Raw genomic sequence first — 13,843 nt, 5'->3', positions numbered from 1 at the left:
CCCGCTCGGTCTCCCGTACACAGGTTCGGGAGAGGCGGACCGGCCGCGCCGAGAGTACGGAAAGGGCAGGTCTCGTCATGCGCACCAGATCCGGGCGCGGCGCATCCCGGGGCAGGGGACCCTCCGGGACGGAACAGCCGTCGGCCGAACGGCACGGGACGCGGCGCACCGTGAACGGCCGTTGGCTCGTCCTCGGCAAGGACGGCCGGCTGACCGCGTACGTGCGTACCGACGACGGTCTGCTGCGCTGGACCGAGACGAGGCCGGGCGGGCCCGCGTGGGCGGGTCCGGACTTCTTCCCCGTACCGCACCTGACTCACCTTTCGGTGGCTCAGGGCGCCGACGCCTATGTGCATTTCCTCGGCCGGCGAGTGGTCGGCCGGCCGGACGGCCCGCCCGCCACTGACATCGTCCACGCCATCCAGTACCAGACCGGACGCCCGGTCACCGAATGGCGATCGCTGGGCAACCCGCACACGGACCCGGAGAAGGCGGCCCAGGTGGGGGCGCCCGCGGCCGCTGTCAGCGGCTCCGGCCGGGTGCACGTCTTCGTGCGCAACGCGGGCGGCGGGGTGATGCTGCGCCGGGAGACGCCCGGTGGAAAGTGGGAGCAGTGGTACGACCTCAGGGGCAGCGGGGTGCATGACGGGCTCGCCGCCCTCGCCCACACCACCGGACGCATCGAACTGCTGGCCGGCGGTGAGCGCGACGTCATGTGGTGGCGTCAGCACGAACCCGACGGCGAGCTTCGGCGGGACGTGAAAATGCCTGTGCGGATGGTGCCCGGAACCGCCTCGGCGATCGAGACCGCGCCGGACCGCGCGACGTACTACTGGACCGATGCGCAAGCGGGCGGCATCATCGCACATCGCCTCGGGGGCTGGCCGGTCCCGCTCGGCGGTGCGCCGGCCGCCGAGCCCGTCGCGGTGGTGCGTGCGGTGCTCGACGGTTACGACTGCACCGTGCTGGCTCACCGCGATGCCGCCGGGCAGGTCGTGCTGGCCGCTTGCGGTACGGAGAACGAGCAGGCGGGTGTGTGGTGGTCGCAGACCGGCGAGCACAGCGGGACCGCCCCGGCACTGGCCGTCGACGCGCTCGGTCGCGTCGTGCTCGCGGTGCTCGGCCGGGACGGTTCGCCGCGCGTCGCCCGGCAGAGCGGCGAGCCCGGCCTGTCGATGACGCCGTCCGTGCCCGTCTGACGCCGCGGCGGGCCACTGCCCGGTTCAGCTCCCCGTGCCGCCCGTGGCAGGGGACTTCTTGGCCGACTCGGGAATCTCCGAGTCGCTGCGGATCGCCTTCCACAGGGTCGACGCCTGCGGTTCGGCGGCCACCACCCGGTTCGGATCGATCGTGTCGTACGCCACCGGAAGCATGATCGTCTCCATGGTGGCCGGGTCGACACCGTTGAGGCTGCGGCCGAAGTCCGCGAGTTCGGTGATCGAGGCGAGCTCGGAGTCGGTGGTGAGGGCGGAGGTGAGCTCGTCGGCGATCCTGTAGGTCTTCGTGGGGCTGCCCAGCAGGTCCTGCTTCTTGATCTCGGACAGCAGGTCGATCATGAACTGCTGCTGGAGGCCGATGCGCCCGAGGTCGCTGCCGTCACCGATGCCGTGCCGGGTGCGGACGAACTGCAGGGACTGGGTGCCGTCGAGCCGGTGGGTGCCGGCGGTCAGGTCGAGGCCGCTGGAGGAGTCCTTGATGTCCTGGTCCACGGTGACGGTCACTCCGCCGATCGCGTCCACCAGTCCCTTGAAGCCGGCGAAGTCGATCTCCATGTAGTGGTCCATGCGGATCCCGGACATCTGCTCCACCGTCTTGACCACGCAGGCAGGGCCGACCTGCGAGTAGATGGAGTTGAACATCACACGTTCCGCCGAGGCGACCTCGCCGCCGTCGGACGTGCCGCACGCGGGCCGGGTGACCAGGGTGTCGCGCGGGATGCTGATGGCGACGGCCCGGGTGCGGCCCTCGGGTATGTGCATCACCAGGGCGGTGTCGGAGCGGGCACCGGCGACGTTGCCGGTCTTCAGTTCGGCGTTGGCCCCGGCGCGTGAGTCCGAGCCCAGGATCAGTATGTTCTGCCCGGACGTGGGGAGCTTCCGCGGCCGGTCGCCGCCGATGGCCTCGTCGAGGTCGACTCCTTGGATGTTTCCGTTCAGGCTGCTGTACAGCCAGTAGGCCGTGCCGCCCGCGGCGAGCAGCAGCACCACGAAGGTGCCGAGAACGATGCGAACGATCCGTGAACGACGGGTGCGCTGCCTGCGGCCGCTGCGGGAGGCTCTTCGGCGGCCGGCGTGGGTGCTGGAGTCGGGGGCGGGGTCACTCATGACGGAGCACTATATGCAGGCCGACCAGGCGTCGGGCACCCTCCCCGTGGCATCGCGGTCGGCATCCGGAGGCCGTAAAAGGTTGTATGAGGGGTGGTGTGGGATTGTTCACGTACACCGTCACGTTACGCGATATTTGACGCCTGGACTTTTAGAGGGCTTTTATGTGAAGGTTCTGTGACTCGCTCACCCCGTGTGCATGTTCGATGTATGTGCGGGCTGAGTCGCGAGTCGAACAGATCGGATGAATAGGCAGCGCACGGTCTGTCTTCGCTCGGCGATCGGGAGGCAGCGCGGCCTCTCCGATGCCGGCGCGGGACCGGTGGCGGCATGGATGGTGAGTGCCTCGTGGTCGGTTCCGGCAATCCGGAGTCTGGATCCCTCGTGTCCGCGTACCGGGCGATCGTGCCGACGGCTGCCCGGCGAGGCATCGCCCGCAAGGTCCCCACCCCGCTGCGCTCCGCCGTGAAGCAGTCGCTGTCCACGGTCGACACCGTCCGCTCCGCCGCGGTCGTCTGGGCCATGGGCGGTCGCCGCAACCCGCCGCGCCACGGTGACGACCACGGTGTCCGGGTCGTCAGGGTCGGCAACCGGCACATGCGCGCCCAGCTCGTGGACGGCGCCACCGCCTGGGCGGCTCGTGCCCGCAACCTCCACCTCCTGGTCACCGCGTTGGAAGCCGGGGGCATCGACCACTTCAGCATCCGCAGCGCCGGACGCGACCTGCCCGCCGTTGCCGTGCCGGCCGCTCTGCGCCATGAGGCGGAGGCGGTGCTGCGGGCTGTGTTCGAGGCGGCGCCCGGATACGCGGGGCCCGTCGGCGGCGGCGACGGGGCCATGCAGACCGGCGACGAGCAGCGCAGCTGGAACCGGTTGCGCCGGCACGACGTGCTCCGCGTCGCCTGGTACGTCACCGACCGCACCCAGGAACTGGTCTTCGGAGCCGACTTCGGCTGTGACCTCGAGTTCTGGAAGGAAGTCGACGGGCGTCTCACCGCCCCCCGCCCCAACAGCGTCGTCTCCGACTTCGTCGACGTCGGGGAGCGGGTCGAGGCACCGCAGGCCCTGTTCAGCCTCATACCCCGCGCCTACGCCACAGGGCTCACCCGCACGCTGCCCGAGTTCACCGAGCCGCTCCCCGAGGACCACCTCTTCCCCATCGACGTCGTCTACACCTGGGTCGACGACTCCGACCCCGTCTGGGCGGCCGAACGGGACGCCGCCCGGTCGGGACGGCTGGGCGTCCCCGCGCCGCGGCTGCACTCCCAGGCCGCCAACGACTCCCGCTTCACCAGCCGTGACGAGCTGCGCTACTCCCTGCGCTCCCTGCACCAGTACGCGCCCTGGGTGCGCACCATCCACCTGGTCACCGCCGGGCAGGTCCCCGCCTGGCTCGACACCGAGGTCCCGGGCCTGAAGGTGGTCGACCACCGGGAGATCTTCTCCGACCCCTCCGCCCTGCCGACCTTCAACTCGCATGCCATCGAAAGCCAGTTGCACCACATCGAAGGCCTGTCGGAGCACTTCCTTTACCTCAACGACGACGTGTTCTTCGGCCGTCCGCTCACCGCGGGCCACTTCTTCCACGCCAACGGGCTGAGCAAGTTCTTCCAGTCCAAGGCGCTCGTGCCGAGCGGTCCGACGAGCCCCGACGACCTGCCGGTGGACGCCGCCGGAAAGAACAGCCGGGCATTGATCGGGCGCTCGTTCGGCACCCGTGTCGCGCAGAAGATGAAGCACACCCCGCACCCGCTGCGGCGCAGCGTCCTCGCGGACATCGAGCTGGTGTACGCGGCCGAGCACCGCCGTACCCAGCACTCCCGCTTCAGGTCACCCGACGACGTCCCCATCACCTCGTCCCTGCACCACTACTACGGCTTCCACACGGGCCGCGCGACCACCGGCAACCTGCGCTACGTCTACATCGACCTCGCCTCGGAACTCGCCCGGCGACGGCTGGACACCCTCCTCGCGCGCCGGAACTTCGACACCTTCTGTCTGAACGACACGGTGGTGCACCCGGACCCCGAGGCGCAGGAGCGCATGGTCAGGTCCTTCCTCGACGCGTACTTCCCCGTCCCCAGCCGCTTCGAGCGGGCGGAACGGGACGAGTACCGCGGCGTGAACCGTTCGAGCCGGTCGTGGAAGGCCGAAGTCGGACGGTAAGAGAAACGTTTCTTCTGTCGCAGTACCCATCCCCGTCATGAAAGTGAACCGCGTGTTTGACACCTCCAGTCGAGAAAGGGGTGGCGAGGCCTCCACGGGCACCGGCTCCCGCCCGGAGCCCGCGCCGGCGCGACCGCGCAGGAGCCGTACGGAGCGGCAGGTCGTCGTGGACATGCACAAGCGGGTCGCGCTGGTGCACGACCGTCTCACGCCGCTCGCCGCGCGTGAGCTGAACAACCTGGAAGTCCGCCACGCCCTGGAAGCCGGGCACATCGACTGGTTCGCGGTGCCGGGCCTCGACGACACCGCCTCCGCGATCGGCGTCGACGCGCGTCAGCGCCCCCAGGTCCTGGCGGCGCTGCGCGCCGGCCTGTCCCGCAGCAGGGGCTACATCGCCCGCCCCAAGTCCGGGATGGCCCCCGGCGACGGCGCGTGGGACGGCTCGTCGGACAAGACGTGGGAGCGGGCGGACGGCCTCTCCGTCGTACGCGCCTTCTGGTTCCGGACCACGCACGAAGGACGCCTGACGTACGGCGCCGACGCGGGCTGCGACATCGAGTTCTGGGAGCCCGAGGAGAGCGTGCCCGGCCAGGGGGTCGACCGCCTCGTCGCGCCCCGCCGCAACCGCGCCAGCGAGCACGTCTCCCTCGACCACCCGCAGCTCCTCGTCCCGGGGGAGCAGATGACCAGGCTCGTGGGCCGGGCCCACGGGTCCGGGGTGCCGCAGCTGCGCCCGACACGCACCCGCCCCGAACTGGACATCCCCTTCCCCGACGAGCACCCCTTCCCCATCGACGTCGTGTACACCTGGGTGGACGGCGACGACCCGGCCTGGCAACGGCGCCGCGCCGAGAGCCGCGGTGAGGTCTTCCACGCGGAGGCGGCGAGCCTGGCCCGCTATGTCTCCCGCGACGAGCTGAAGTACAGCCTCCGCTCCGTGCGCATGTTCATGCCGTGGGTGCGGAACATCTACATCGTCACCGACCGGCAGACTCCGCACTGGTGGGCCCCCGGCGACGGCAGGGCCCGCGTGGTGGACCACCGGGAGATCTTCGACGATCCCTCCCACCTGCCGACCTTCAACAGCCACGCGATCGAGTCCAGGCTGCACCACATCCCCGGACTGTCGCGCCACTTCGTCTACTTCAACGACGACATGTTCATCGGCCGGCCCCTCACGCCCTCCGCGTTCTTCCACCCGAACGGCATCGCCAAGTTCTTCCCGTCCCCGGCACAGGTCCCCTACGGCGAGCCGGAGCCCGACGAGGTGCCCACCTCGGTCGCCGCGAAGAACAACCGCCGGCTCATCCAGGAGCGGTTCGGCCGCACACTCGTCCAGAAGATGAAGCACGTGCCGTACGCGCTCAACCGGGACGTCCTCGCGGCCATCGAACGGGACTTCCCCGAAGAGCACCGGCGCACCTCCGCCAGCCCCGTGCGGAGCGTCTCGGACCTGTCCATAGCGTCCTCGCTGCACCACTACTACGGCTACTACTCCGGGCGCAGCCTGCCCGGCGACCTCCGGTACGGCTACTTCGCACTGGACGACCCCGAGCTGGAGCACAAGCTGGAACTGCTGCTGCTGCGCCGGGACCGGGACACCTTCTGCCTCAACGACTCCGCGAGCGACCCCGCCGAGATCGAGCACCAGAGCCAGGTGCTCCACCGGTTCCTGGAGGCCTTCTACCCCGTGCCGAGCCCGTACGAGAAGACGGCGGCCTGAGCCATGAACATCGACATCCTGGTTCACACCCTGGCCACCGATTCCATCGGCGCGCGGGCGGCCGCCCGGCTCGCCCGGTCCCTCGTCACCAGGCACCGGGTGACCGTCGTCACCGCGCGGGGCGCCGCCGCACCCCACCCGGCGCTGCGGTTCCCCGCCGAGGCCGACGTCCTGGCCCTGGCCCCCTCGGTCGCGGCGGGCGACCGGGACGACGACGAGACGTCCCGGCTCGTCATCGCCGGCGACCCCGAGTTCCGGCGGTACAACCGCGCCGACGACGGAAGGCTCCGCGAGCACCTGTCCGCGAGCGGCGCCGACGTGGTGGTCGCCCTGAGCTCCGCGCTCGGCGCGGTCCTCGCCCAGTGCCGCGTACCCCACGCGCGGCGCATCGCCCGCCAGCCGGCACCCGTCGAGCGGCTCCCGGAATCGGTGCGCGCCCGATGGGTGGAGCTCTACGGCGAACTGGACGCGGTCGTCCCGCTCACCCGGGGCGACGCCGCCGCCCCCGAGTACCAGGCGCTGCGTGCCGCCGGCGTCGAGGTGCGCCACATCGCCGAGCCGATGCCGCTCGCCGAGAGCCCGGACAAACCGACGACGGGTGTGGTGATCAGCGCGGGGCGGCTGGTCTCGCACCGGCGCGTCGAGGTGGCGCTGCACGCCTTCGCCCGGACCCGTGCGGCTCACCCGGGCTGGCAGCTGAGGGTGGTCGGCACCGGGCCGCTGCGCCGCGAGACCCGCGAACTGGTCACCGCGCTGGGACTCCACGACCATGTGCTGCTGTCCGACCGGGAAGCCGGCGAAGAGGACTTCTACGACGCCGACATCGCCCTGGTGACCGCGGAGCGCCAGGACAGCGCCCGCCCGGTGCTGGAGGCGCTCGCCCAGGCCACGCCCGTGGTCGCCACGGAGACGCCCTTCGGAGCCCCCGAGGTGCTGTCCGAGGGCCACGGCGGGCTGCTGGTGCCGGTCGGTGACGTCCACGCCACGGCCCGCGCCCTGGAGCGCTACATGGCGGACGAGCGACTGCGCTCCACGCACGGGGCCCAGGCCCTGCGGATCGCACAGTCCGCGGGCACGGAACAGGTGGGCGACGCGTACGAGGAACTGTTCAAGGCGGTCAAGGCAGGGGTGCGCGGCCGCTGGGGCCGGGGGCGGCGGCGCACGGGCGGCGCGCCCGTCGAAGGCCGCACCCTCCCCACCGCCGACTGCCGGGTGCTGTCGGACGGCGCGTGGGAGGTCACCCTGCGCGGCGTGTCCGGTGCCCGGACCGTGCGCGTCAAGGAGGAGGGCAAGGGCCGCAAGGGAGTGGTCGACTTCGCCGTCGAGAGCGGCGGGACCCGGGCCCGGATCGACGCCCGCGCGCTCGCCGTGCTGGGCGAGGGCCGCGCCGATGCCTACGTGGTGGACGGCAAGGACAAGGAGAGGCGCCTGCGCTACGGGCGGTGCACGCTCGGCGGGGCACGCGACGTCGGACACCTGAGCGACCTGGACCACTTCCACTGGGCGCTGCCGTACGCGACCGAGGGCGGCTACTTCCGTCTGCGCGTCTGGTCCCGTCCGCGCCATGCGGAGCTGGTGACCGTCGACTACAGCGACACGAGCCTGTGGCTGACGGGCTGGCTGCACGGGGAGTGGCGGCTCGGCGGCGAGCTGATGCTGCTCCTGCGCCGGCGTCAGGAGCCCGCCCGCACACTGGCAGCCGGCCGGGTGCGCTTCGAAGGCGGCTGGTTCGGCGCGGAGCTGGACATGGACGAGGCCATGAGGGCCCGGCTGCTCATGCGCGAGAACTGGGACGTGCTCCTCACCGACAGCGGCGGCAGCGAACCGGTCAGGGTGGCGCGCATCGCCGACGACCAGGTGGTGAGGCGCAACGTACAGCGCTTCCCGGAGCTGGTGCGGGAGGAGCCGGCCGGCCTGTTCGGCCCGGACGTCGACCGCGCCGTCGTCGGACTGCGCCCCTACTTCACCGCGGACAACGAACTCTCGCTCGTGGTCACCGAGCATCACTGACAGAGGCTCCTCACGGACCCAGAGCATCCCAAAGGACACTTGTGCGGATCTCCTTCCTGCTTCACACCATCGACAACTTCGGCGGGGTACCGCGGGCGACCAGCAGTCTGGCCTCCGCGCTGGCGGACCACCACGAGGTGGAGGTCGTCTCGGTCTTCCGCACGGCGGACCGGCCGTCCTTCCCGCCGTCCGGCGGCGTGACCCTGCGCTACCTGACCGACCGGCGGAAAGGAGCGGCGGAGGGCAAGAGCGGCAAACCGTCCCGGATCATGCCGCGCGAGGACAGCTGGGCCGACGAGTACACCCAGGAGATCGACGACCTGATCATCGGTCACCTCGGCAGCTGCGGTGCCGATGTCGTGATCGCCGCCCGGCCGACGTTCGCCGCGTACTTCACAGCCCATGGACGGCACGGCTACGGGCGCGTGGTCATCGACCACGAGGGCTCGATGGTGCCCTCTCGGAAGCTGCGCGAGCGCACTCTGGAGCTCTACCGCGAGATGGACGGCGTCGTCTGCCTCACCCAGGCCGACGCGGACAACTACCAGCGACAGCTGGGCGACCAGGCACCCCCGCTCGCCGCCATCGGCAACATCGTGCCACCGCCGGCCCGGCACGCCCCGGTGCGTGGCCTGCCCCTGATCGCCGCCGCGGGACAGCTCGTGCCGCGTAAGGGCTTCGACACGCTGATCAAGGCGTTCGCCCAGGTCGTCCCCCACCACCCGCAGTGGCGGCTGCGCATCTTCGGCCGCGGGCCCGAGCACGCACGGCTGCAGGACCTCGTGCACACGCACGGGCTCAGCGACGCCGTCCGCCTCATGGGCGCGCTGCCCGACCTCACGGCCGAGTGGGACAAGGCCGCGTTCGCGGTGAGCGCGGCCCGCCGCGAGTCCTTCGGCCTGACCCTGGTGGAGGCCATGCACCACGGGCTCCCGGTTCTCGCGGCCGACGCGCCCTTCGGACCGGGCGAGATCGTCGTCCCGGGCAGCAACGGCATCCTGGTGCCGATCGACGACGCGGACGCCATGGCCCAGGCGATGAGCTACCTGATCGAACAGCCGGCGGTGCGGGAGACCCTGTCCCAGGGCGCCTACGCCACGGCCCCGCTCTACAGCGCCGAGCGCATCGCCTCCCGTTACGACGCGTTCCTGCGGGACGTGGCGGCCTCGGTGCCGAAGGAGCGTACCGCCGCGGTCCCGTCCGCCGTCCCGGCGGAGGTACTGGTACGCGGTGACGGCGCCATCGAGGTGCGTGTCGTGCTGAGGCCCGGCACCGAGCCGCCCGCGCTGTGCGTGACCCCTCGCCGGGGCGAGACGCTGTTCAGGCTGGCCGCTCTCGGGACGTCGGTGGACGAGGCGACGGGCACGCTGCGGGCGGTGTACGCGGTTCCCGCCGAACCGCCGGCCCTCGCCGAGGGCCGCTATGACATCGACCTGGAGCTGTCGGACGGCCGACGCCGGCCGCTCGCCGTGGAGGGCGTCCACACCGGTGGTCTGCTGGTCCGCCGGATCCCGGCGGAAGGCCCCGCGTACTGGCCCGTGCCCTACCGCACCGCGGACGGCCATCTGTCGGTGTTCGTGCGGAACCGCGTGGAGCACGCCGAGGTGCGTGCCGTGCTGGTGGGGCAGGAGGGCTGGCTCGTGCGCGGCGGCCTGGTCGCCCCTCCGGGCACCGGCCTCTCCGGGCTCCGGTTGGTGGCCGTGCCCCGCAAGGGGAGTGCCGCGTCCACGGTGTCGGGCCCGGTGTCCGTGGGACACGACGGCGCCTTCGAGGCGCGTCTGCCGTTCGCCGGGGTGGTCGCCGCCTCGTCGGGAGGCCACGACGACTGGGACCTGTGGCTGGAGCGTGAACCCGGCCAGCCGCGCATCCGGCTGGCGCGCTTCTTCGACGACATCCTGGAGCGCAAGCGGATCGACGTCTATCCCACGCAGCGCTGGCACCATCCGACGCAGGGCCCGGCGCGCGGAAGGGTCTTCTTCACGCCCGGCAACGAGCTGTCCTTCACCGCCAGCCCCGACAAGGCCTGACACCTCTTCCCCCCGGCTCCGGATCCCGGCCGCGGATCCCGGCACCCGGTTCCTCCCCGCGACCGGGGCGCCCCCGAGGAGATGCTCCCGGTCGTGGACCGGCCCGCCATCGCGTACGTGGTGGCGGAGGCCGTACGCAGTGGCATCGACGACGTGCTCATGGTGACCGCTGTGCACGCGGTGAGGGCCGTACGGGATCGCTCCCGTACGGCCCTCACCGCGTGCACAGCGGTGGTCCTACACCGGAACGCTCGCCACGCCCGGCTCCAGGAACCGCTTCCCGTTCACCCGCTCGGAGACGCCCTCGCGGTCCAGGTACGGCGTGATGCCGCCCAGGTGGAAGGGCCAGCCGGCGCCGGTGATCAGGCAGAGGTCGATGTCCTGGGCCTCGGCGACGACGCCCTCGTCGAGCATCAGGCCGATCTCCTGGGCCACCGCGTCCAGGACGCGGGCGCGGACCTGCTCCTCGGTGAGGACGGTATCGCCCTGCTTCAGCAGCGCGGCGACCTCCGGGTCCAGCTCGGGCTTGCCGCTGTCGTAGACGTAGAAGCCGCGCTTGCCGGCCTTGACGACGGCCGCGAGGTTCGGGGAGACCGTGAAGCGGTCCGGGAAGGCCCGGTTCAGGGTCTCGGAGACGTGCAGGCCGATCGCCGGGCCGACCAGTTCGAGGAGGACCAGCGGGGACATCGGCAGGCCGAGCGGCTCCACCGCCTTCTCCGCGACCTCGACCGGCGTGCCCTCGTCGATGACGTTCTGGATCTCGCCCATGAAGCGGGTCAGGATGCGGTTGACCACGAACGCCGGGGCGTCCTTGACCAGCACCGCGGTCTTCTTCAGCTTCTTGGCGACGCCGAACGCCGTGGCCAGCGAGGCCTCGTCGGTCTTCTCGCCGCGGACGATCTCCAGCAGCGGCAGGACCGCGACCGGGTTGAAGAAGTGGAAGCCGACGACCCGCTCGGGGTGCTTCAGCTTCGACGCCATCTCCGTCACGGAGAGGGACGAGGTGTTGGTGGCGAGGATCGCGTGCGCCGGGGCGACCGCCTCGACCTCCGCGAACACCTTCTGCTTGACGCCCATCTCCTCGAACACGGCCTCGATGACGAAGTCCGCGTCCGCGAAGCCCTCGGCCTTGTCCAGGACACCGGAGACCAGGGCCTTCAGCCTGTTGGCCTTGTCCTGGTTGATCCGGCCCTTGCCGAGCAGCTTGTCGATCTCGGCGTGGACGTAGCCCACGCCCTTGTCGACGCGCTCCTGGTCGATGTCGGTCAGCACGACCGGCACCTCCAGGCGACGCAGGAAGAGCAGCGCGAGCTGGGAGGCCATCAGACCGGCGCCGACCACGCCCACCTTGGTGACCGGGCGGGCCAGCGACTTGTCCGGGGCGCCGGCCGGGCGCTTGCCGCGCTTCTGCACCAGGTTGAAGGCGTAGATGCCGGAACGCAGTTCGCCGCCCATGATGAGGTCGGCGAGCGCCAGGTCCTCGGCGTCGTAGCCCTTCTGGAGGTCGCCGTCCTTGGCGGCGGCGATGATGTCCAGGGCGCGGTAGGCGGCCGGGGCGGCGCCGTGCACCTTGGAGTCGGCGATGAACCGGCCGCGCGCGACGGCCTGGTCCCAGGCCTCACCGCGGTCGATCACCGGACGCTCGATCACGATCTCGCCCTTGAGGACGGCCGCCGTCCAGATCAGCGACTGCTCCAGGAAGTCCGCGCCCTCGAAGATCGCGTCCGCGATGCCGAGTTCGTGGACCTGCGCGCCCTTGAGCTGCTTGTTCTGGTTGAGGCTGTTCTCGATGATGACCGAGACGGCCTTGTCGGCGCCGATCAGGTTCGGCAGCAGGGTGCAGCCGCCCCAGCCGGGGACCAGGCCGAGGAAGACCTCGGGGAGGGAGAAGGCGGGCAGGGCCGCCGACACCGTCCGGTAGGAGCAGTGCAGGCCGATCTCGACGCCGCCGCCCATCGCCGCGCCGTTGTAGTACGCGAACGTCGGCACGGCCAGCTTCGACAGCCGCTTGAAGACGTCGTGGCCGCCCTTGCCGATGGCCAGCGCGTCCTCGTGGCGCTTCAGCAGCTCGACGCCCTTGAGGTCGGCGCCGACCGCGAAGACGAACGGCTTGCCGGTGACGCCGACGCCGACGATGTCGCCGTCCGCGGCCTCCTTCTCGACCTGGTCGATCGCGGCGTCGATGTTCGCCAGCGACTGCGGACCGAGGGTGGTCGGCTTGGTGTGGTCGTGACCGTTGTCCAGGGTGATCAGCGCGAAACGGCCCGCGCCGAGCGGCAGGTCGAAGTGGCGTACGTGCGCGCTGGTGACGACCTCGCCGGGGAACAGCTCGGCCGCACCCTTCAGCAGCTCTGCGGTGGTGGTGCTCACTTGTCCCCCTCGAAGTGCGGGTTCTCCCAGATGACCGTCGCGCCCATGCCGAAGCCGACGCACATGGTGGTCAGGCCGTAGCGGACGTGCGGCTGCTCCTCGAACTGACGGGCCAGCTGCGTCATCAGGCGGACGCCGGAGGAGGCCAGCGGGTGGCCGAAGGCGATGGCGCCGCCGTACTGGTTGACGCGCTCGTCGTCGTCGGCGATGCCGTAGTGGTCCAGGAAGGCGAGGACCTGGACGGCGAAGGCCTCGTTGATCTCGAACAGGCCGATGTCGGAGATGGACAGGCCGGCCTGGGCCAGGGCCTTCTCCGTGGCCGGGATCGGGCCGTAGCCCATGACCTCGGGCTCCACACCCGCGAAGGAGTAGGAGACCAGGCGCATCTTGACCGGGAGGCCGTTCTCGCGGGCGAAGTCCTCGCTCGCGATGAGGGAGGCGGTCGCGCCGTCGTTCAGACCGGCCGCGTTGCCGGCGGTGACCCGGCCGTGGACGCGGAACGGGGTCTTCAGGTTGGAGAGGTTCTCCAGGGTGGTGCCCGGACGCATCGGCTCGTCGGCGGTGACCAGGCCCCAGCCCGTCTCGCCGGCCTCCTCGTTGGTACGGCGTACGGAGACCGGGACCAGGTCGGCCTGGATCTTGCCGTTGGCGTACGCCTTGGCGGCCTTCTCCTGGGAGCGGACCGCGTACTCGTCGGCGCGCAGCTTGGTGATCTGCGGGTACCGGTCGTGCAGGTTCTCCGCGGTCATGCCCATGAACAGGGCGGACTCGTCGACCAGCTTCTCGCTCACGAAGCGCGGGTTGGGGTCCACGCCCTCGCCCATCGGGTGGCGGCCCATGTGCTCGACGCCGCCCGCGATGGCGACGTCGTACGCGCCGAAGGCGACGGAGCCGGCCACCGTGGTGACGGCGGTCAGGGCGCCGGCGCACATGCGGTCGATGGAGTAGCCCGGGACCGAGGTGGGCAGGCCCGCGAGGATGCCGGCCGTGCGGCCGATGGTCAGGCCCTGGTCGCCGATCTGCGTGGTCGCGGCGATGGCGACCTCGTCGATCTTCTTCGGGTCGAGACCGGGGTTGCGGCGCAGCAGCTCCCGGATCGCCTTCACGACGAGGTCGTCGGCGCGGGTCTCGTGGTAGATGCCCTTCGGGCCCGCCTTGCCGAACGGGGTACGGACGCCGTCGACGAAGACGACGTCCCTGACGGTACGAGGCACGATGGCTCT

Annotated in this window: 8 protein-coding genes; 5 read left to right on the top strand and 3 right to left on the bottom strand. The window is 71.2% G+C overall.

Annotated features, from left to right (window positions below):
* Positions 1–77 precede the first annotated feature (77 nt).
* Entirely contained in the window at positions 78–1,199 is a 1,122-nt protein-coding gene (locus tag ACH5AO_RS25680) for a hypothetical protein (RefSeq protein WP_398928469.1), read from the top strand.
* Positions 1,200–1,223: 24 nt separating this feature from the next.
* Here the strand turns inward: ACH5AO_RS25680 and ACH5AO_RS25675 are convergent, their stop codons facing one another.
* Positions 1,224–2,324, bottom strand: a complete 1,101-nt coding sequence (locus tag ACH5AO_RS25675; protein WP_398928467.1) for an LCP family protein — start codon at positions 2,322–2,324, stop codon at positions 1,224–1,226.
* Positions 2,325–2,672: 348 nt separating this feature from the next.
* Here ACH5AO_RS25675 and ACH5AO_RS25670 point away from each other — a divergent pair, with 348 nt between their 5' ends.
* Genes ACH5AO_RS25670 through ACH5AO_RS25655 form a run of 4 tightly spaced genes read left to right on the top strand, consistent with a single transcriptional unit; the run spans position 2,673 to position 10,250 of the window.
* The gene (locus ACH5AO_RS25670) at positions 2,673–4,490 is read left to right on the top strand and encodes a stealth family protein (RefSeq protein ID WP_398928568.1); all 1,818 of its coding nucleotides are present in this window, start codon (positions 2,673–2,675) and stop codon (positions 4,488–4,490) included.
* 52 nt (positions 4,491–4,542) lie between these two features.
* Entirely contained in the window at positions 4,543–6,213 is a 1,671-nt protein-coding gene (locus tag ACH5AO_RS25665) for a stealth family protein (protein ID WP_398928465.1), read from the top strand.
* Positions 6,214–6,216: 3 nt separating this feature from the next.
* Complete coding sequence (locus tag ACH5AO_RS25660; RefSeq protein ID WP_398928462.1) at positions 6,217–8,223, top strand: glycosyltransferase; 2,007 nt, start codon at positions 6,217–6,219, stop codon at positions 8,221–8,223.
* Positions 8,224–8,264: 41 nt separating this feature from the next.
* On the top strand, positions 8,265–10,250 hold the full coding sequence (locus ACH5AO_RS25655; protein WP_398928460.1) for a glycosyltransferase: 1,986 nt from the start codon (positions 8,265–8,267) through the stop codon (positions 10,248–10,250).
* A 237-nt stretch (positions 10,251–10,487) separates the two neighbouring features.
* Here ACH5AO_RS25655 and ACH5AO_RS25650 read toward each other — a convergent pair whose 3' ends face one another.
* Both ACH5AO_RS25650 and ACH5AO_RS25645 read right to left on the bottom strand, forming a co-directional pair.
* Entirely contained in the window at positions 10,488–12,620 is a 2,133-nt protein-coding gene (locus tag ACH5AO_RS25650; protein WP_398928459.1) for a 3-hydroxyacyl-CoA dehydrogenase NAD-binding domain-containing protein, read from the bottom strand.
* Positions 12,617–13,834 (bottom strand): thiolase family protein, encoded by a 1,218-nt coding sequence (locus ACH5AO_RS25645; RefSeq protein ID WP_398928458.1) that lies wholly within the window; start codon positions 13,832–13,834, stop codon positions 12,617–12,619. Before ACH5AO_RS25645 ends, ACH5AO_RS25650 begins: the two co-directional genes overlap by 4 nt.
* Between the last annotated feature and the right edge of the window lie 9 nt (positions 13,835–13,843).

The organism is Streptomyces sp. NPDC018964 (assembly GCF_044390325.1).
Classification (GTDB): Bacteria; Actinomycetota; Actinomycetes; order Streptomycetales; family Streptomycetaceae; genus Streptomyces.
Note: the sequence above shows the minus strand (reverse complement) of the source record. Positions and strands in the feature narration are given on the sequence as shown.

What these genes read in the sequence shown, in the direction of transcription:
- ACH5AO_RS25675 (WP_398928467.1), bottom strand. Translation starts at nt 2,324, where the DNA reads ATGAGTGACCCCGCCCCCGACTCCAGCACCCACGCCGGCCGCCGAAGA.
- ACH5AO_RS25680 (WP_398928469.1), top strand. Translation starts at nt 78, where the DNA reads ATGCGCACCAGATCCGGGCGCGGCGCATCCCGGGGCAGGGGACCCTCC.
- ACH5AO_RS25660 (WP_398928462.1), top strand. Translation starts at nt 6,217, where the DNA reads ATGAACATCGACATCCTGGTTCACACCCTGGCCACCGATTCCATCGGC.